This window comes from Skermanella sp. (assembly GCF_059503625.1).
In genome coordinates, this window is the sequence record NZ_JCACHA010000586.1 from 1 (window position 1) to 18,686 (window position 18,686).

16 protein-coding genes and 1 pseudogene are annotated in these 18,686 nt (G+C 64.9%); 1 reads left to right on the plus strand and 16 read right to left on the minus strand.

Annotation, left to right across the window (positions count from 1 at the left end; translation table 11 throughout):
* The 8 genes from AC5JJ6_RS14740 to AC5JJ6_RS14775 all read right to left on the minus strand — a co-directional run.
* A partial coding sequence (locus tag AC5JJ6_RS14740) for an SDR family NAD(P)-dependent oxidoreductase (RefSeq protein WP_496042773.1) occupies positions 1 to 668 on the minus strand: 668 nt, incomplete at its 3' end.
* Complete coding sequence (locus AC5JJ6_RS14745) at positions 665 to 1,672, minus strand: Gfo/Idh/MocA family protein (RefSeq protein WP_496042774.1); 1,008 nt, start codon at positions 1,670 to 1,672, stop codon at positions 665 to 667. The genes AC5JJ6_RS14745 and AC5JJ6_RS14740, both read right to left, overlap by 4 nt.
* A gap of 25 nt (positions 1,673 to 1,697) precedes the next feature.
* Positions 1,698 to 3,473 carry an ABC transporter ATP-binding protein gene (locus AC5JJ6_RS14750; protein WP_496042775.1) on the minus strand — a complete coding sequence of 592 codons (1,776 nt, stop codon included), beginning with the start codon at positions 3,471 to 3,473 and terminating at the stop codon, positions 1,698 to 1,700.
* A complete protein-coding gene (locus AC5JJ6_RS14755) occupies positions 3,470 to 4,384 on the minus strand; it encodes an ABC transporter permease (protein WP_496042776.1) in 915 nt (304 codons plus the stop codon). Before AC5JJ6_RS14755 ends, AC5JJ6_RS14750 begins: the two co-directional genes overlap by 4 nt.
* Positions 4,381 to 5,322, minus strand: a complete 942-nt coding sequence (locus AC5JJ6_RS14760; RefSeq protein WP_496042777.1) for an ABC transporter permease — start codon at positions 5,320 to 5,322, stop codon at positions 4,381 to 4,383. The genes AC5JJ6_RS14755 and AC5JJ6_RS14760 overlap by 4 nt, the downstream gene beginning before the upstream one ends.
* Before the next feature lie 36 nt (positions 5,323 to 5,358).
* The gene (locus AC5JJ6_RS14765; protein ID WP_496042778.1) at positions 5,359 to 6,909 is read right to left on the minus strand and encodes an ABC transporter substrate-binding protein; all 1,551 of its coding nucleotides are present in this window, start codon (positions 6,907 to 6,909) and stop codon (positions 5,359 to 5,361) included.
* A gap of 106 nt (positions 6,910 to 7,015) precedes the next feature.
* A complete protein-coding gene (locus AC5JJ6_RS14770) occupies positions 7,016 to 8,176 on the minus strand; it encodes an NAD(P)/FAD-dependent oxidoreductase (protein WP_496042779.1) in 1,161 nt (386 codons plus the stop codon).
* Between the two features lie 16 nt (positions 8,177 to 8,192).
* A complete protein-coding gene (locus tag AC5JJ6_RS14775) occupies positions 8,193 to 9,146 on the minus strand; it encodes a LysR family transcriptional regulator (protein ID WP_496042780.1) in 954 nt (317 codons plus the stop codon).
* Between the two features lie 204 nt (positions 9,147 to 9,350).
* Here AC5JJ6_RS14775 and AC5JJ6_RS14780 point away from each other — a divergent pair, with 204 nt between their 5' ends.
* A complete protein-coding gene (locus tag AC5JJ6_RS14780; protein ID WP_496042781.1) occupies positions 9,351 to 10,094 on the plus strand; it encodes an IclR family transcriptional regulator in 744 nt (247 codons plus the stop codon).
* A gap of 27 nt (positions 10,095 to 10,121) precedes the next feature.
* Here the strand turns inward: AC5JJ6_RS14780 and AC5JJ6_RS14785 are convergent, their stop codons facing one another.
* From AC5JJ6_RS14785 to AC5JJ6_RS14820, 8 genes and pseudogenes are all read right to left on the minus strand, one after another.
* Positions 10,122 to 11,501: a tetratricopeptide repeat protein gene (locus AC5JJ6_RS14785; RefSeq protein ID WP_496042782.1), complete on the minus strand. Its 1,380-nt coding sequence runs from the start codon at positions 11,499 to 11,501 to the stop codon at positions 10,122 to 10,124.
* A 52-nt stretch (positions 11,502 to 11,553) separates the two neighbouring features.
* Entirely contained in the window at positions 11,554 to 12,906 is a 1,353-nt protein-coding gene (locus AC5JJ6_RS14790) for an HlyD family type I secretion periplasmic adaptor subunit (protein ID WP_496042783.1), read from the minus strand.
* A complete protein-coding gene (locus AC5JJ6_RS14795) occupies positions 12,866 to 13,810 on the minus strand; it encodes a peptidase domain-containing ABC transporter (RefSeq protein WP_496042788.1) in 945 nt (314 codons plus the stop codon). The genes AC5JJ6_RS14790 and AC5JJ6_RS14795 overlap by 41 nt, the downstream gene beginning before the upstream one ends.
* Positions 13,811 to 13,813: 3 nt before the next feature.
* Positions 13,814 to 15,124 (minus strand): annotated as a pseudogene (locus AC5JJ6_RS14800) (ABC transporter transmembrane domain-containing protein); the annotation flags it as partial.
* 183 nt (positions 15,125 to 15,307) lie between these two features.
* Positions 15,308 to 15,487 carry a hypothetical protein gene (locus AC5JJ6_RS14805; protein ID WP_496042784.1) on the minus strand — a complete coding sequence of 60 codons (180 nt, stop codon included), beginning with the start codon at positions 15,485 to 15,487 and terminating at the stop codon, positions 15,308 to 15,310.
* Entirely contained in the window at positions 15,484 to 16,758 is a 1,275-nt protein-coding gene (locus AC5JJ6_RS14810; RefSeq protein ID WP_496042785.1) for a phage head spike fiber domain-containing protein, read from the minus strand. Before AC5JJ6_RS14810 ends, AC5JJ6_RS14805 begins: the two co-directional genes overlap by 4 nt.
* Before the next feature lies 1 nt (position 16,759).
* On the minus strand, positions 16,760 to 17,257 hold the full coding sequence (locus AC5JJ6_RS14815; protein WP_496042786.1) for a hypothetical protein: 498 nt from the start codon (positions 17,255 to 17,257) through the stop codon (positions 16,760 to 16,762).
* Between the two features lie 692 nt (positions 17,258 to 17,949).
* Positions 17,950 to 18,393, minus strand: a complete 444-nt coding sequence (locus AC5JJ6_RS14820) for a hypothetical protein (RefSeq protein WP_496042787.1) — start codon at positions 18,391 to 18,393, stop codon at positions 17,950 to 17,952.
* Between the last annotated feature and the right edge of the window lie 293 nt (positions 18,394 to 18,686).

The window sequence follows — 18,686 nt, forward strand, 5'->3', positions numbered from 1 at the left end:
ATGCTCGACGTGATGGGAAGGTCGAGGAAGAAGGCGACTATGCGGGCGATATCTACGGGCAGTGTGATGTCTTCCGGCGGGCGGTTGGTCAGCGGGGCGGACATGTCGGTCGCGACATAGCCGGGGCAGATGGCGGTGGCGCGGATGCCCTGGTCCCAGCCCGCCTGACGGATCGAGTGGGTCAATGCCATGGCGGCGAACTTGCTGATGGCGTAGGTGCCGGACTTGGCGCTCTTCACCCGTTTGCCCGAGAGCGACGCGATGGTGATGACGCGTCCCTTGCCCGATGCCGTCAGTAACGGCCATGCCGCCTGGACCAGCCGCATCGGCGACTTGACGTTGACCTGCATCAGGGCGTCGATGTCGCCGTCGTCGGCTTCGATCACCGTTTTCGGGATCATGATGCCGGCATTGGCGATCACGGCGTCGATCCGGCCGAAGCGTTCCGCCGTCGCCTCGGCCCAGGCCTTTTCCGAAGCCGGATCGGTGGCGTCGAAGCGGTGGACCAGGGTGTCGGCGCCGCCGGGGACTTGCGTCAGCTTCGCCGGGTCGCGGACGCCGAGGCTGAGCGACCAGCCGGACTCGGCGAGCTTGAGGGCGACGGCGAGTCCAATGCCGCGGTTGGCGCCGGAGATCAGGGCGACGCGGCGGGTAGAGGTGGTGGTCATGGCTGCTCCCAGGTGCCGGCCTTGGCCGAGCGGAAAAAGGCGTCGATTACGCGCATGTTGAGGATGGCGTCGCCGATCGGGTGCGGCAGTTCCTCCTGGCCCAGCACGACGCGGGAGAAGGCCTCACCTTGAAGCGTGTACTGGTCGCAGGGCGGAAACTCCTCGACCTCGATGCCGCTGCCGGCCAGATCGGTGCCGTCGTCTATCAATAGGCGCGTTGCTTGGGTGGGGGTGGGGTTGAAGGGGATCTGGACCTCGATCCGTCCCTTGGTGCCGCTGATCGTCACCCGCTGATGCGGGACGAGCTGGGTGGCGCAGGAGAAGGTCAGGTGCCGGTTGCCGGGGAACTCGGCCAGCCCGCTGGTCAGCCGGTCGGTCAGCATCACGGGATCGCGGTCGATCAAGCCGACGATGCGCTCAGGCTCCGCACCGAAGATATAGCGCGCCGTCGAGATGGCGTAGCAGCCGATGTCGTACAGCGCGCCGCCGCCGATATCGGCCTTGTTGCGGACGTTGTCCGGATCGGTCAGGTAGTAGGAGAAGAAGGTCTGCACGGCGCGGACCTCGCCGATCCTGCCGCTCGCGGCGATCTCGCGGGCACGCCGCCATTGTGGATGGTGGCGCACCATGAAGGCTTCCGCCACGACGAGGCCGGTGCGGGCTTGCGCCTCCACGATTTCGGCGGCTTCGGCCGCCGACAGGGCGACCGGCTTTTCGCAGAGCACGTGCTTGCCCGCTTCCAGCGCCTTGAGTGTCCAGGGCACATGGAGGTGGTTGGGCAGGGCGTTGTAGACGGCTTGGATGTCCGGATCGGCCAGCAGCTCCTCGTAGCTGCCGTAGGACTTGGGGATGCCCAGCGACGCCGCCGTTTCGGCCGCCTTGGCGGCGTCGCGCGACGCGATGGCGTCGATGCGGCTAAGCGTGCCGCGCTGCATGGCGGGGATCACCTTCTCCCGCGCGATCTTGGCGGTACTCAGGACGCCCCAGGAAACGGTCTGGCTCAAGGATTCCTCCGTAAAGTCTTTTGGTTCAAACGGCGCTCTGGACGAAATGGCCCGGCGTCACTTCGATGAAGTTCCGCGCTTCCGGCGTGTGGTTCAGGGGCCGGATCGGGCTGCGCAATTCCTCGCCGAGCGGAGCGCGGTCAAGTGTCCGGCGGCGCGGGTCGGGGACCGGGACGGCGGCGAGCAGCCGGCGGGTATAGTCGTGGCGCGGATTGCCGATCACGTCGGCGCGGGGGCCGATCTCCACGATCTCGCCCAGGTACATGACGGCGACCCGGTGGCTGACCCGTTCGACCACCGCCATGTCGTGGCTGATGAACAGGTAGGCCAGGTTGAATTCGTCCTGGAGGTCGAGCAGCAGGTCGATCACCTGCGCCTTGATCGACACGTCCAGGGCCGACACCGCCTCGTCCGCGATGACCAGCTTCGGCTGAAGCGCCAGGGCACGCGCGATGCACAGGCGCTGCCGCTGGCCGCCGCTGAATTCATGGGGAAAGCGGGTAGCGTGGCCGGGCTCCAGCCCGACGCGCTGGAGCAGATAGGCGACCTTGTCGCGGACTTGCCCCTTGTCCGCGATGCCGTGCAGCAGCATCGGTTCCGCGATGGCCGAGCCGACGGTCTGGCGCGGGTCGAGCGAGCCGAAGGGGTCCTGGAAGATCATCTGGATCTTGCGTCGCGCCGCCTGGAGCGCCCGCTTGTCCAGCTTCAGGATGTCTTCCCCGTCGAAGCGGACGGAGCCGGCGGCAGGCTCGACCAGTCTCAGGATGCTGCGCCCCGTCGTGGACTTGCCGCAGCCGGACTCACCGACCAACGCCAGGGTCTCGCCTTCCCGTACCGTAAACGAGACGCGCTCGACCGCGTGGACATTGCCGACGGTCCGGTTGAAGAAGCCGCCCTTGACCGGAAAGCGCGTGACGAGGTCGCGGACTTCCAGGATCGGCTTGCGCTCGGGCTTCGGGGCCTCGACAAGGGCGCCGGTCTCGCTGAAGCGGCGCGGCCCGGTCGAGCCCGCCATATCGCCCAGGCGCGGCACCGCCGCCAGCAGCATCTTGGTATAGGCGTGCTGGGGAGCGCCGAAGACGCCTTCCGCCGTGCCGCTTTCGACCAGCCTGCCGTGCCGCATCACCAGCACGCGGTCGCTGATCTGGGCCACCACGCCCATGTCGTGGGTGATGAACAGGACGGCGGTGCCCGTTTCCCGCTGCAAGTCCCGCAGCAGGCCGAGGATCTGGGCCTGGACCGTGACGTCCAGGGCGGTCGTCGGCTCGTCGGCGATCAGCAGCTTGGGGCGGCAGGCGAGCGCCATCGCGATCATGACCCGCTGGCGCATGCCGCCGGAGAAGGTATGCGGGTGCTGGTTGAAGCGGCGCTTGGCGTCGGGGATGCGGACGCGGTCGAACAGCCGGAGCGCCTCCGCCTCGCACTCCTTGTCGCTGCCCCGGCTGTGGTAGCGGAGCGCTTCCTTGACCTGGAAACCGACGGGCAGGACGGGGTTCAGGCTGGTCATCGGTTCCTGGAAGATCATGCTGACCTGACCGCCCCTGACCTCCCGCATCTGCGTCTCGCTCAGGGACAGCAGGTCCCGGCCGGCGAGCCGGATGCTGCCGCTCATCCGGGCGGAGGACGGCAGCAGGCGCAGGATCGACAGGGCGGTGACGCTCTTGCCGGAGCCGGATTCGCCGACCACGGCGACGGTCTCGCCGGCATCGACCGAAAACTCCAGGTCCTCGACAACGCTCCGTCCGGCGAACTCGATCCGCAGCCCTTCGACGGAAAGCACCGGTTCCACGGTTCCGGTCATGACTCGGTCCTCAGGTTGGGGTCGATCGCGTCGCGCAAGCCGTCGCCGATCAGGTTGAGGGCCAGCACCAGGATCAGCACCGCGAGGCTGGGGAACAGGGCCAGCGCGTAGCTGTCCAGGATATTCTCGAACCCTTCCCGCACCATGCCGCCCCAGGTGGGCGTAGGCGGTGCGACGCTGAGGCCGATGAAGGCGAGCGAGGCCTCGACCCGGACGGCGGTCGCCATCCAGAGCGACGCCATCACCAGCACGTCGGGGACGATGTTGGGCAGCAGGTGGCGGAACATGATCCTGCTGTCGGAATAGCCCAGCGCCCGCCCGGCCTGGACGAATTCCCGCTCCCGCAGGGCGATGGTCGGCGCCCGCGCGATGCGGGCGAAGGCCGGGATCGCCGTGAAGGCGATGGCGAGGATCAGGTTGGTGACGCTGGCGCCCAGCATGGCGACCAGGATCAGGCCCAGGATCAGCGACGGGAACGCCAGGATCACGTCCATCACCTGCATGATGACGATGTCCAGCTTGCCGCCGAAATAGCCGGAGACAAGCCCGATCAGCGTGCCGACCACCACAGCCAGCAGGATCGACAGCAGGCCGATCAGCAGCGACAGCCGCGCGCCGTACAGGATGCGGGACAGGGTGTCGCGGCCATAGTAGTCGGTGCCGAGCCAGTGCAAGGCCGACGACGGCTGGAGCGATTCGAGGATGTTCTGCTCGAGCGGATCGTAGGGGGCGATCCAGGGCGCCAGCAGCGCCGACAGGACGATTATCAGCAGCGCGATGGCGCCGATGGATGTCGTGGCGTTCATCCGGAAGGCGCGGGCGGTGGCGCGCCAAGCCATCGCGGCCACCGCCCCCAGTTCCGATTGTCCGAAGCGGCCGGGGGCCATGCGTTTCTCCGTGCTGCCGGTCATCGGTACTGCACCCTGGGGTCGACCAGCCCATAGACGAGGTCGGTGAGCAGGTTAACGACCACGACGATGAAGGTGTAGATCACCATCATGCCCTGGAGCATCGTGTAGTCCCGCTGCCCCAGCGCCCCGACGATCAGCTTGCCCAGGCCCGGCCGGTTGAAGACGATCTCGGTCAGCACCGAGTTGCCGATCAGGATGCCGAGATACAGGCCGACGACGGTGACGACCGGGATCAGCGAATTGCGGAAGGCGTGCCGCCAGACCACGACGTTGTTCGGGACGCCCTTGGCCCGCGCCGTCCGGACGTAGTCCTGGCTCAGCACCTCCAGCATGGCCGACCGCGTGACGCGGGTGATGTAGGCCGCCATGATCAGGCCGAGATTGACGGCAGGCAGTGCCAAGTCGCGCAGCTTGCCGCCCAGGCTGGTGTCCTGACCGGAGCTGATCACCGGGAACCAGCGGAACTGGATCGCGAACAGCAGGAGCAGGATCACCGCCGACACGAAGGCCGGGGCCGACAGCCCCAGCAGCGAGACGATGCGGGTCAGGTAGTCGGGAATGCGGTTGCGGTTGACCGCCGCCCAGATGCCCATCGGCACGCCGAAGGCGAGGCCGAGGATCAGCGCCGCCACCGTCAGCTCGATCGTGTAGGGCAGCACGTTGAGGACTTCCGCCACCACCGGCCTGCCGGTCGCCATCGAGACGCCCCAGTCGCCCCGGACCACGCCGCCCAGGAAGTCGAGGTACTGGAACACCATCGGCTGGTCGAGGCCGAGCTTCTGGCGCATGGCCTCGATGCTGGCCGCACTCGCCTGTTCGCCCAGCACGACGGAGGCCGGGTCGCCGGGCAGCACCCGCACGATGAAGAAGACCAGGGTGAGCACCGCGAACAGCGTGATGACGGCGAAGCCGATCCTCTTCAGGATGAAGGCTGTCATTGTCGGTTCCTGGATTGTCGGTTCCTGGATGCGGGATCAGTTTACGAAGCGGGTCTTCTCGGTGACCGGCGGGATCAGGCTGAGCGAGCCTTCGACCGGGTAGCCGAAGTCGAGGCTTTCCTTCCAGGCCCAGGCCTGGAGCATCTCAAACACCGGGACCGAGCAGACCTGATCGACGATCTTGCGCTGGGCTTCGGCCCACAGGGACTTCTGCTTGTCGGCGTCGGTCTCCGTCCGGGCGGCCTTGATCTCCGCGTCGGCGACGGCGCAATGGGAGAAATTGGTGACGGCGGAGGGCTTGCCGACGATGGCGTCGGATTCGTAGAACTGCGTCAGGTAGGTATCGGCGACCGGGAAGCGGGCGGCGGCGTAGAGCACGACCTGCGACAGGTCCTGGCGGATCTGGGAATGGAAGGTCGGGTGATCGACCGGCGCCAGGTTGAGCGTGATGCCGGATGCCTTCAACTGCGCCTGAACAGCCTGCATCGTGTTCATCATGGAGGGCAGGGTGGTCTGGATGGCGTTGATCGTGACGCCGTCGGGATAGCCCGCCTCCGCCAGCAGCTTCTTCGCCTTGTCGGGGCTGTAGTCGGCCAAACCGACGCTCTCATGGCCCAGATAGCCCTGTGGCACGACGCTGTCGGCCTCCCGCGCGATCTCCTGTCCCTTGTACTTGGCGAGCGCCGGGCGCTGGACGGCATGGGCGATGGCTTGCCGGACGCGGACGTCGTCGAGCGGCTTCTGCGTCATGTTGAGGTGGACGTTGTACAGTTCGCCCGGTCCGAAGACGCCGACCTTGGAATTGGGAAGCTGGCGCATCCGCTTGATCCAGTTGTCGTCCTGCCGGCCGTAGGACAGGTCGATCTCGCCGGACTGATAGGCCAGGTCGCGGCTGGCGTCGGACAGGATGTAGCGGTAGGTGATTTCCTTGATCTGCGGCGATCCCCGGAAATAGGCCTCATTCGCCTTCAGCTTCACGAATTGCTGCGGCTGGTATTCGACGAACTCGAACGGCCCGGTCCCAACCGGCTTGCGGGCGAAGCCGTCGCCGGCCTGCTCGGCCGCCGCCTTGCAGACGATGTTGCCGCCATGGTAGGGCACCAGCAGTCCCAGCAATCCTGGCACCGGCTTCGACAGCGTGATCTTGACGGTCTTCGGATCGACCGCTTCGACCGCCAGGAAGGCGGAATATTCGGCGAAGAAGCTGGACTTGTCCTTGGACGCGGCGCGTTTCAGCGAATAGACGACGTCGTCGGCGGTCAGCTTGCCCCCGCCGTGGCACTGGACATCGTCGCGCAGGTTGAAGGTCCAGGACAGTTTGTCGTCGGAACTGGTCCAGCTCGTCGCCAGATCCGGCTCGACCGCCTCGGGGTTGGCCTTCCCCGGCGTGATGCGGACGAGGCCGTTGAAGATCATGGAGACCACGCCGATATCGGGCGTCGCCGTGGCGCGGTGGGGGTCGAGGGTGCCGAGGTCGTTGCCGGCGGCGGCGATGCGGAGATGATCGGCGCCTTGGGCATGGGCGGCGGTGCTGCCGAGGAAGCCTGCTAGCAGCGCCGTACAGAAAGTGAGATGGAAGTTCTTCACGGATAACCTTCCCTGTCTGGAAGAAGTGCCGGATGCGGTTGTTATGGAGTCTCTTCCGCTTGATCCGGGTTTGCGTGTCGTTGTTGATGGAATGCGCAGCCTGTTTTCAGCCGTGCAGGCTCAAGGGTTCGAAGGCGGCTTGTCTGCGGTCGTTGAAGCGTCCGAGAGCGAAGGGAGCGATCGGGAACGGTGTCCCCCCCGTTTCCACGAGGTCGGCGACGATGGTCCCGGTCACGGGACCTAAGCAAAAGCCGTGCCCGGAGAAGCCCATGGCGACGGTCAGGCCGTCCAGCCCGGCCGGCGAGTCGATTACGGGAAGGCCGTCGGGCGTCAGGTCGATCAGGCCGGCCCATGTCTCGTCGATGCGGGCTTCCCTGAAGGCGGGGACCACCTGGCAGAACAGGCGGACCACCTCGGCGATGCTGCCCATGGTCGGGCGCACCGCCGGTCTCGGTCCATCGTGATCGATGCCGCCGTGCCATGTCTCCAGGCCGCTGGTGACGCGGAAACGGCCGTCGGCTTCCTGCCGTCCGGCGCAGTCGGCGTTGGCGACGCCGATCACCGGACCCAGCGCCGCCGGCATCGGGACCGAGCGGAGCACGGTGACCATCGGGACCTGAAGGGGCACGGCCAGCCCGAGCGGATCGAGCAGCTCGTTGCCGAAGATGCCGGCGCAGACGACGACGTGGGCCGCGGCGATCATGCCGGTATCGGTGGCGATGCCGGTGACGTGGCCTTCGACGGTCTCGATCCGGCGCACCCGTTCGCCGAACCGCATCTCGACGCCCAATCTTTGCGCAGCCGCGACGTAGGAGAGCACCGTCGCGTGTGGATCGGCGGAGCCGTCGCTGGGGCACCAGGAGGCGGCCATGACCCGGTCCGATACGGCCGGGGCTACGGCCTGGACATCGGCTGCGCCGGTGAGCAGCGCAACGTCCAGTCCGGCGGCCGACTGCTGTTCGACGAGACTGCGGATGACGGGCACTTCCCCGGCGGTCCGCGCCAGGCGGAGGTTGCCGTTGCGGCGGTAGCGGGTCTCGCCGTCCAGTTCATCGGCCAGTCCGGCCCAGCGCTGGACGGCGGCGGTCGCCAGCGGCAGTTCGGCGGGATGGCGGCCCGACTGCCGGACGCCGGCGAGCGTCCATCCCGACGCCATGGCGGCCGGCGCGTAGCGGTCCAGCAAGGTCACGCGGAAGCCCCGGCGGGCAAGTTCGTAGGCGCTCGCGGCTCCGCTGATCCCGGCGCCGATGACGACGACATCGGTCATGAATGTTATCCAGTCTTCAGGCGGTCATCAGGATTTCTGGCGCTGCCTTCGGCGGCGGGACGAAGACGGGTTCCGCCGGCGTGCCGAGGGCACGCACCTGGCGCTTGACGAGGCGCGCCAGCTCGCCCATGCCGGACGTGACGCTTCGGTTGCTGGGGATGGCCAGAACCAGCGAGCGCTCCAGGAAGGGTTCGACGATCAGCGAACTGACCAGCTTGCCAGCTTCCAGCTCGGCCTGGACGGCGCTTGCGGGAAGGATCGTGTGGCCCATGTCGCCCTCGACCAGCCGCAGCATGGAAGAAATCGAGTCGCATTCGGCGCGGATGTTCAGGTGCAGTCCCTGGCGGGTGGCCCAGGTTTCGACCTGCTGGCGCAACCCGTTGTGGCGGCTCGGCAGCACCAGTGGTAGTCCGGCCAATGCCGCGGCCGGCGTCTGCGGCGGCAGGCAGCCGCGCTCCGCCGGGGCGATCAGGTGCATCCGCTCGGTCAGCAGCGGTTCGGCGTTGAGGCGCTGGGTCGCTTCGTTGGCGTAGAGGATGGCGAGGTCGATGGCGCCGCTGGACAGCCATTCCAGCAGATGGACGTTGAAGGCTTCGGTGAAGCGCAGCTTGATGTCGGGGAACCTGGCGTAGACGGTGCGGGCGAGCGGAACCGTCAGGACACGGGCGACGCTGGGCGGCATGCCGATGGCGGCGCTGTCGATGCCGCCCTTGCACAGGTTGAGCATTTCGCTGCGGGCTTCGGCAAGCTGCTCGAGAATGGCGGTGGCGCGGGCGTAAAGCCGCTCGCCAGCTTCGGTCAGGACGACGCCGCGCCCATTCCGGTAAAGTAATGAAACGCGCAGGTCCGTCTCCAGGTCGCGGACATGCCGGCTCAGCACAGGTTGAGTCTTGCCAAGCTTGATAGCTGCTTGAGAGAAACTCCCGGCTTCGACTACCTTTACGAAGTACTCAATGTCTCTCTGATTCATGACCCCTCACGTTCGGTAGGGGGCAAACCTGCGTCGGGTCTACCTCTTATTTGAGTATCGGGGAATTTTCGGCAGGAAACTCGCGGAGTATTGGGAGCCTTTGCCAGTTCCGATGCTGAACCAAGCTCATCGCGTTTCCGCTTGCCGGTCAATAGAATTCTTATTATCAGAGTATATAAAGAACTCTGTTCGGATAATCAGAACATGACGGGACTCAGTTCATCGACAAACGCCGAACGCGCCGCCTCGGTACTGCTGGTCCTGGGAGAAGCAGGTTCCGAAGGGCTGGCCCTCAAGGATATCGCGGGCCGCATGGGCGAGCAGAAACCCGCCGTCCACCGCACCCTGATGGCGCTGGCGAAGCACGGCTTCGTCGAGCAGTCGCAGAACCGGGGCAACTACCGGCTCGGGCCTTCGATCTACGCGCTGGCGTGCCGCCAGAACACCGCGGCGGAGAAGGTCCGCAAATGGCGTCCGGCCCTGATGGCGCTGGCCGGACGGCTGGGCCACTGCATCTACCTGATGGAGCGCGCCGGCACGGATGCCGTCGTCCTCGACATGCAGATGGGCACGGCGCCGATCCAGGCGCTGACCAACGGCGTCGGCGGGCGGCTGCCGATGGGGCTGGGTCCGGGCAGCGCCAGCATCCTCGCCATGCAGGACGCGGGCACCCGCGACTTCATCCTCAAGGCCAACACTGACCGCTTCGTCCAGCGCAACGTCAGCCTCGACATGGTCCACCGGATGGTCGGCCGTGCGGTCGAGACGGGATACGGGCTGGACCTTGGCGAGATCATCCCGGGGTGCGGCGGGATCGCCATACCGATCCGGGAGCGCGGCGGCGGAACGACGACCGCGATCTCCACCGCAATGCCGCTCTCCTTCCTCAGTCCGGAAAACGTCGAGCTGGTGCTGAGGGAGATCAGGGCGGCGATCGACGGTGGGTGAGTGCCGCCAGCGACACGGGGGAGCGGGCTATCCGGCATCGGGGAGGCCGTCGAGAAGCCGGAGACGCGCCTGAGCTTCCGGGTGGCCGAGTTCCGCTGCCCGGCGAAACCAGTCCTCGGCATCCGTCCCCTCTGGCGCTTCGCCGCCGTTTTGCTCAAGGTGCAGTCCAAGTTCGTACTGTGCGTTGGCATTGTCCTGCCCGGAGGCTCGCATCAGCCACAGGACGGCCTCGGCCGGGTCGGCCGGGATGCCGCGGCCGGCAAGCAGCAGGCGCGCCAGGATCAGCTGCCCTCCCGCATGGCCGGCTTCGGCCGCACGCCGGAACCACAGCGCCGCTTCCTCCGGCTCCTTCGGACGGCCCGGTCCACCGGCAGCCATGATCCGGCCGAGCGCCATCATCGCCGAGGTACTGCCCTGACCGGCGGCTTTCCGGAACCAGATCTCCGCCTCGCGCGGGTCGGCGACGCTGCCCTGGGTATCGGCGTGGAGGCGTCCCAGCGCCATCATCGCGGCGATGTCGTCCTGAAGGGCGGCCCGGCGGAGCCAGGTTTCGGCAGTGTCCGGAGAGCGGTCCACTCCCTCACCCTCGAGGTACGCCAATCCAAGCCTGTACTGCCCCTGGGCGTAGCCCGCTTCCGCCGACCGGCGGAACCAGCCGATGGCGCTCGCGCAGTCGCGCGGTACGCCGTGGCCGGCCCTGTGGAGGTCTCCCAGTTCGCAGCTGGCGCGGGCGTTCCCGGCTTCCGCCGCAAAGCGGAAATGCTCCGCCGCGGCGGCGAAATCGCCGGATTGCCGCGCCATGAGGCCAAGGCCGAGATGGCCCGCCGGTTCGCCCTGGCCGGCGGCCGCGGCGAACCACCGTCCGGCCTGACCGAGGTCCCGGTCCACCCCCCGTCCATCGAGATAGAAGGACGCCAGCAGAGCCTGCGCCTTGGGATGGCCGCTGGTCGCCGCCACGGTCGCCCAGCGGACCGCTTCCGGCAGGTTGCGCTCGAGGCGCAGCCCGTTGGGATACATCAGCCGGAAATGCCGGTCGGCTGAGGCCTGGTCGGCTTGAGCCGCCGCCTGATACCAGCGCGTTTCGGCATCGTCGTGGCTGCCCTTGCCGGAGCCAAGGGCAAGCATCAGGCTGAGCTCGTACTGTGCCCGCAGGTGGCCGGCCTCGGCGGCCAGCCGGCACCAGTGCGCCGAATCGGCCAGATTGCGGCGCACGCCCCGCCCGAGACGGAGCAGCGTCGCGAGCCGGACCCGCGCTTCCGGATCCCCTCGCTCGGCGGCTGTTATGAAACCCTTGACCGCCTTGCGGTGGTCGCCGCGGGCTTCCGCCCTGGCCGACCGCGCCACGAGGCGTTTCGTCCAGAACCGGGGCGCGATCCAGCCGGTTATGCGTGTCAGGAGCTTGCCCATGCTCTCCCGTCCGCAATCGGATCATCGTTCCTGCCGGCGCCCGCTGTGTCGATCAAGGGTCGCGCATCCCTTCGTTCAGGTTGCGGAGCAGCCCGCGCACGAGATAGGACAGGACCGTCCGCGAACCGATCCGGATATTGGCCGAGAGCGGCATGCCGGGGATCAGCCGAAAATTGTCGGGGACGTTCTTCAAGGCGGTCGAGGCCAGCTGGATCCGGGCCTTGTAGAACGGGATCGTCGATCCTGGCGGGATGAAGGTGTCCTCGCTGATGAAGCGGACCGACCCGGTGGCCCAGCCGTGCTTGAGATAGTCGTACGCCTCGAACTTGACGTTGGCCGGATCGCCGGCCTGGGCGAAGCCGATGTCCCGCGTATTGATCAGCACCTCGGCTTCCAGCGGCTCGTTCAGCGGCACCAGAGTATAGAGCGGTTCGGCGTTCTGGACGACCGACCCGACAGAAAGCTTCGCCATTTCCAGGACGAAGGCGTCCTCGGGAGCCACGAGGCGGACGAGATCCTGCCGCTTGGAAGCCTTGGCCATCTGCTCCCGCGCCATGTCCAGCGCGTTCTGCCGGGTGACCAGGTCCTGGAAGATCTGGGAGCGCCACTGGTTGACGTAGACTTCCCGGGCGGCTTTCAGCGATTCCAGGTCGTGCCGGTTCTGCTGGATGACGTTGCCGATCGAGGCGAGGTCCATCGACACCTTGAGGCGGTCGTCGCTGGCGACGAGATAGTTGAGCCGGCTGCCCGACTGGGTCTTTTCCAGCGAGGACCGCATCTGCTCGATCTCGGCCAGCAGCTTCAGCCTGGCCGCCAGATGCTCCACGTCTTTTTCGCCGCGCCGCATGGCGGCGGCCATGCTCTCGATCTTCTGGTCGTAATCCTGGATCTGGTACTTGAACTGCGCCTTGCGCTGGTTCCACAAGGCGAGCTGAAGCGAGCAGTAGGTTTCGCTGGCTCCCGGCTGCGGCGTGAACGGCGTCTGGTCGCGCTCCGCCTTCAGTCGGGCGATCTCGCACTGGAGACTGCCGAGCTGCTGTTCCAGCTGGGCGACGTCGGCCGCCGTGAAGGTCTGGTCGAGGGTCGCCAGCACGGTGCCGGCGCGGACGAAATCGCCGACGCGCGCGGTCAGGCTGTGGATGATCGAATCGTCGAGCGGCTGGACCACGATGGTCGGCGCCGTCGAAACCAGATGCCCCGAGGCATCGACCATGCGGTCGACATGGGTGACCGACGCGATGGCTATGGCCGCCGCGAACATGAAGGCGATGGTGTGGAGCGTCAGGCGTGCGGATACCGGATCGGCCGCACCCTCGATCTCGGCCGATTCCGACTGGAAGTCGTTGACGAGCTGCCGCGCGGCGTCACGCTGCCGGCGGGCTGATCGAAACATACCCGGTGCCACGGCTTGTCTCCTGGCCAAAATGGCCGTTCTGCTGGCCAAGATGGCCGTTCTGTTGAGTCCACAGGTCCCGGTAGAGCCGGCAATCTGCAAGCAGTTCCTGATGCCTGCCCAGCGCTGCCGGACGGCCGCGTTCGAGGACGAGGATCGCATCGGAAGAAACCAGCGACGCCAGCCGGTGCGAGATGATGACGACCGTCCGCCCGAACGCGATCCGCTTCAGGTTGGCGCTCAGGATCGCCTCGCTCTCGGGGTCGAGCGCGCTGGTCGCTTCGTCCAGGATGAGGATCCTGGGATTGGTCAGCAGGGCGCGGGCGATCGCGATCCGCTGGCGCTGGCCGCCCGACAGGTTGGCGGCGCCTTCCTCGATCATGGTGTCGAAGCCGCGCGGCAGCCGCTCGATGAACTCCTCGGCCCCGGCAAGGCGCGCCGCGGCCGCGATGTCTTCGAGGGTGCAGCTCGGCTTGGCGATGCCGATGTTCTCCCGGATCGTCCCGCGGAACAGGAAGCTGTCCTGGAGGACGACTCCGATGCTGGAGCGGAGATGGGTCAGGTCGAACTGCCGGATGTCGATGCCGTCGAACTTGATCAGCCCGCCGTAATCCGCTTGCAATCCCTGGAGCAGGCGGGTGACCGTGGTCTTCCCGGAGCCGCTGCGCCCGACGATGCCGATGGTCGATCCGGACGGGATCAGCAGGTTGAGACCATCGATGGCCGGAACGACGGTGCCGGGATAGCGGAAACTGACGTCGATCAGTTCGATCGTCCCCTTCAGGGGAGTGAGGACGCCGGTGCCGGAGAGCCCTTCCTCCGCCGGATGGTTGACGACCGACGCGATGGTCGCGATCGAGCCGCGGGCCTCGTGGTAGCGCTCGACCAGCTTGGCGATGCCCAGCAGCGGACCCATCGTGCGGCCTGTGAGCAGGGCGAAGGCGATCAGCGAACTCATGTCGAGAGGCGAGTCGCCGCCCAGGATCATATAGGCGGCGACGGTCAGCACGGTGATCGGCAGCAGGCTCTCCAGCGGCGCCATCACCGTCTTCATGGAGTTCTGAACCCGGCCGAAGGCGATCCGCTCCCGTGCGGTGCGCGCCACGAGGAGGTCCCAGAGGGTGCGCTGCCGGGCGTCGAGGGCCAGAGTCTTGACCGTGCGCATGCCGTGGACCGTTTCGACCAGATGGGAGTACTGGTCGCGCTCGGCGCGGACCAGTCTTTCGTGCCGCCGGTTCAGTTCCGGCATGAAGGCGAGGTTCGCCAGCAGGATCGCGGCGCAGCCGGCCAGCACCAGCAGCGACAGCGGCGTGCTGACGAAGAACAGGACCGGTGTGAAGACGATCAGTCAGATCGAATCGAGAAGCGTCCCGAACACGCTGTTGAGCAGGAAACCGCGGATCCGGCCGATCTCGCCGAGCTTGGAGGTAACTTGCCCGGTCGACGTATTCTCGAAGAAACCGATCGGCAGCCTCAGCATCCGGTCGAACACATGGTGTCCCATGCGGATATCGGCCTTGGACACGATGTGCAGGATTATGTGTCTGCGCATCGCGCCGAGGATGGTGTCGAAGACGACGACGAAGACGAACCCGGCGACCAGCAGGTTCAGGGTGTCGAGGCTGTTGCGGGGCAGCACGATCCGGAACAGCAGGGACCAGTAGATGATGGGCGCCACCGCGAAGGCGCTGATGAACAGACTGCCGAGCAGGATGTCGCGGATCAGGTGGCTGTCCCGGAGGATCTGGCCGACGACCCAGCGCATCCCGAACGGCTGGCCGGCATCCGAAACCTTGTGCTGGCGCTTGACCAGCAGGACAGCACCGTCCCAGACCGCCCTGAGGCGTGCCTCGTCCAGCACCAGCACGGCGTCGGGTGCGGCCAGCGGATCGCGGAGGATCACGAGGTCGCCCTGGGGCGATGTCCGGACCTCCGCGATCACCATGTAGCCGCCGCTGCGCAACCGGACGATCGCCGGCAGCGCCTTGCCCAGGCCGGCCAGCTGGTCCCACTGCATCCGGGCCGGCGCCGCACGGAAGCCGTTGGCCCTGGCGATCTTCGCCAGCTGCGCCATGGAGACCTCGTGGTCGCCCAGGAAGTTGTCGCGCACGAGCTGATCGAGGGAAAGATGGACGCCGCGATGCCGTACCACGTCGATGAGCGTCAGCAGGCCGCTATGTGAACAGGACACTTGATGCGCGCCGGCTGGGGCGGGAGGCAACTTCAACATGAGACGACAAGGTCTCCCCGGACAGCTTCAAGTGGTGACAGGACTTCAGCCGGCAGCATCATACGAATCGATTAATGATCTATTACTTGCCCCTACTTTCGGCGGAGTACGAAGGTGGAGAGAGATAGTTCGGGATACTCGGAGCGCGCGATGATGACACCCCCTACCTGGACCTAAATGTAATCAAATGTCATCATGGACAGCTTTAAATTGCGAAAGGCCGGCGGGTATGGCGAGCGGCTCGTCCGCCCTTACGCAGATATAGGCGATGCCGTCGAGAGTGCGCGGTCCGATGATGTTCGGCTGGCCGGGCAGGGCGGCCGCGACGGCTTCGGGCGAGCCGTGCCAGCGGTGATCGATCATGACGTGATCCTTCCGAGGGTGGCGTTGTCGAGGCGGCGGGGAAAGTAGGCGACGCGGCGGATGCAGCCGTTCCACCGTTCCGTGCCGATGGCATTGGCTCCAAGGCGCAAGGTCGTTAGTGGAGCCAGGGGACTGACGGTGCCGTCCATGGACGAGGAGGCCCCCCGGTAAGAACACACGACGTTATCCACGGCATAACCTCCGGAGATCCTGAAGGTTTCTCCCGCTGACGGCAGGCCGGATGCCACTACGACATTGGCGTTGTTTGGGGATGACACGACGGCGAAGCGACCTGCCGAAGCGATATGGTCCAGGAGTAGCGTTGCGCGATTTGTGTTCGTGCCGTCATCGATCTGGATTATGCGCTGACCTCCGCCGGTACTATTGTTACCAAGATACTGCGCTTCTACCAGAATGCTCCATTCGTTCGCGTTGAACCCAAATGCTGAAATCGGGATGCCGCATGCGTCGGCGGCGCGCGTGACGGACGCGGAGGTGGTCGGAATGTAGCTGGTGGCGAAGGGGGCCGCTTCGAGTTGGGCGCCCCACAGATAAAGACTGGATACGCCATCGCCGGTGTATGATGTTCCGGTCGAGATTGGGTTAGCGACATTGGACAGGCGGTAATCGACATAGGCCCCAGTGCCGCCGCTATCGATGACGAATGTCTGCTCGCACCGATACCATCCATTTCCGACTGGGGTTATGGAGTGCGACCCTGCCAGTCCCGTACCGCCGGCAGTCACCGTCCCCGTCGACAGATTGAAATGGGCGCTGCGGTTTAGAGTGGCTCCAGCGCATAGCATTGTAAACACGCTGCGTTCCGCGGCCTTGGCAAACAGGGTCGTGGTAAATGTCTGCCCGGTCGTAGTCGTTCCGATGCCCTGTCGCATCAGGTGAGAGCCGGCCGCCGCGGTTTCCACGATCTTACTGGCGGCGGTGGTGCCGTCGGGAGCGGCGGTCGCATTCGCCGAAACCAACACGCGGGTTTTGCTCCATGCCGCATCAAGGAAATCCGCACTCCGCAGGAAAAGGTTGGTTCGCTGCTCCTCGATCAGCAGCCCGCGAGGCGCCAAAGTCACCGGGTCATAGTCGAAGCGCGGCGTGTTGGCGGCGTATTGGGTGAGCACGCCGGCACTGTTGAAGGCCCAGGACGACGAGGCGCGGGTGAAGGTTTCGATGCCGGACAGCGAGCGGGAGGCCGCATAGTTCAGGTCCAGGTTCGGGACCGGATATCTGCCCGCTGATAAGCCGGAGGCACGCCGGATCATGTCAGACCCCCTGCCAGATCTTGGCGGCGTACCAGGTGGCGGACCCGGCGCGGCGGCGGAATACCAGATGGGTTTCCTTGTTGGCGCCGGTGGCGATCGCCGGCGCGACCGACGAATAGTCCCACTCGATCGTGTCGCCGGATGACGCGGCCCAAGTCACCGTTCGGCCGCCCGTTCCGTCCTGCACCAGCTCCACTTCCAGCATGGTGCGGGCGTTGGGTGCCAGGGCGGGCGATGGGGGCAGCGTCAGAGTGGCGTTGCCGGTCAGCCGGACTCGCACCACGGCGCTGATGGGCGAGAGGGTCAGCGCCGTCCCGCTGTCCATTTGGCCGGAGCCGATGATACTGGGGAAGGCGTCCACCGTCAGGCCGCCGCCGAAGGAGGCGGTGCCCGAGACGGTGACGGAAGCGAAGCCGGCGGTACCGGTGAAGGTGGGATTGGCACGGGGGGCTAGGCCGGACAGGTCCGGCAAAGGGGGCGTGTGGAAGACGCTGCTCATGGGGGCACCCGTAGAAGGACAGATTGACGGTGCAAGCCGCAGGCGCCACCAGACCCAGCGTTTGTCCCGGCTTGACCGTGCGTCCGCCAGGATTTAGTTCCGGGGCGGTGCCATCCAGGATGTCAGCTGCGGGGACGGCGGGAGCGCTGCCCACGCTCAGCCAGAGGTTTCCGGTGGCGGAGAACAAGGCTACCTGCGCATTGGGTGGTACAGTAATGGTCTTCCCCAGACCGGGAGATAGAACAAGAGCAAAATTACTAGTTGAAAAGGGAAGGACACCGCTACTCTTCCCCATAACGTCATCAAGGATTTGGAAGGATTCCATTTCGTCTCACTCTATTTAAAATGGTGTGCACAGCATCTCTCTACCCGGCGCGCACGACAGCGCATTTGGCTTTGAGAGAAGCAAACCATACTAGGAATTTTTTCTGTTATCAAGCACATAGTAGGATAAAATGTTGTAGCATGGATCTAGGAACCGCCGGGAGTTAGGCTGGCGCAAAAGACCGATCGATCAGAGACTATGGCATACTGGATGGAAAGGTTGGCTTAGGGGATCAAATAAGAAGGTCACACCTCTAAACATCAAGTCGGCTGTTAGCACGATCACCCGGGAACAATTAAAGCTATTTGGCTGCTTGCACTGAACGCCAAGCGGTCAAATAGCTTCAAAAAAGCCGATACAGATATATTTATTTTCTCACATGTTGGCTTAATATTTCCATGATATTGTTGAAGGGTTGCATATTGTAAACGGTTCTCTCTTGGATCGTAGCTTCGAAAGGCAGGCGCCCCAATTCCTCAATCGTACGGTGCCCGATCTCAGTTGCCGGCCGACGGTCATGCCAAACTACTGTTTGTCCATGATTCTCCTGAATTGTTGCAAATCGGTACTGTTGGAAGAATGTTTGTAAAAAAAATGTTACCCGGTAAACGTCACCCATCCAACTCTTGTCAGCAACTCCTAGTGCTTTGCGAAGAGTGATGCTTGCTGAATGGTCTGAAAGAGATGAGTGATAGGAATTTGGAATCACATCATCAATCACTATCACACCATTACTCTTAAGAAATGATGTTGCGTTGATAAAGTCTCGCAAGGTTTGTAAAGATGTATGCAACCCATCTATGTATATCACATCAAATTTCTTAGAAACACTGATTTGTGATCAAAATAATCATCGCTTGTGATTTCATGAAGCTCAACACTTTTATCTGATCTACACAAAGCTTTAGCATCAAACAAGAACTTGGGATCAACTCCAACTTTGTGTGCGGCGCTGATTGATCGAAAATTTTCTCCAGTATTAACCCCAATTTCTAGGTATTCAGCGTTGCTGTAAAGGGAAACTATATTTTGTATAACTTCAGATCGCTTAACAGTCCGTTGAGAAACCAGAGCCGCGCTGACCTGTTACCCGCCGATCGTGTG

Coding starts and splice junctions, on each gene's coding strand:
- AC5JJ6_RS14795 (WP_496042788.1), bottom strand. CDS start 13,810: ATGGGTCCGCTGCTGGGCATCGCCAAGCTGGTCGAGCGCTACCACGAG.
- AC5JJ6_RS14805 (WP_496042784.1), bottom strand. CDS start 15,487: ATGATCGATCACCGCTGGCACGGCTCGCCCGAAGCCGTCGCGGCCGCC.
- AC5JJ6_RS14775 (WP_496042780.1), bottom strand. CDS start 9,146: ATGAATCAGAGAGACATTGAGTACTTCGTAAAGGTAGTCGAAGCCGGG.
- AC5JJ6_RS14815 (WP_496042786.1), bottom strand. CDS start 17,257: ATGAGCAGCGTCTTCCACACGCCCCCTTTGCCGGACCTGTCCGGCCTA.
- AC5JJ6_RS14770 (WP_496042779.1), bottom strand. CDS start 8,176: ATGACCGATGTCGTCGTCATCGGCGCCGGGATCAGCGGAGCCGCGAGC.
- AC5JJ6_RS14760 (WP_496042777.1), bottom strand. CDS start 5,322: ATGACAGCCTTCATCCTGAAGAGGATCGGCTTCGCCGTCATCACGCTG.
- AC5JJ6_RS14750 (WP_496042775.1), bottom strand. CDS start 3,473: ATGACCGGAACCGTGGAACCGGTGCTTTCCGTCGAAGGGCTGCGGATC.
- AC5JJ6_RS14780 (WP_496042781.1), top strand. CDS start 9,351: ATGACGGGACTCAGTTCATCGACAAACGCCGAACGCGCCGCCTCGGTA.
- AC5JJ6_RS14755 (WP_496042776.1), bottom strand. CDS start 4,384: ATGACCGGCAGCACGGAGAAACGCATGGCCCCCGGCCGCTTCGGACAA.
- AC5JJ6_RS14785 (WP_496042782.1), bottom strand. CDS start 11,501: ATGGGCAAGCTCCTGACACGCATAACCGGCTGGATCGCGCCCCGGTTC.
- AC5JJ6_RS14810 (WP_496042785.1), bottom strand. CDS start 16,758: ATGATCCGGCGTGCCTCCGGCTTATCAGCGGGCAGATATCCGGTCCCG.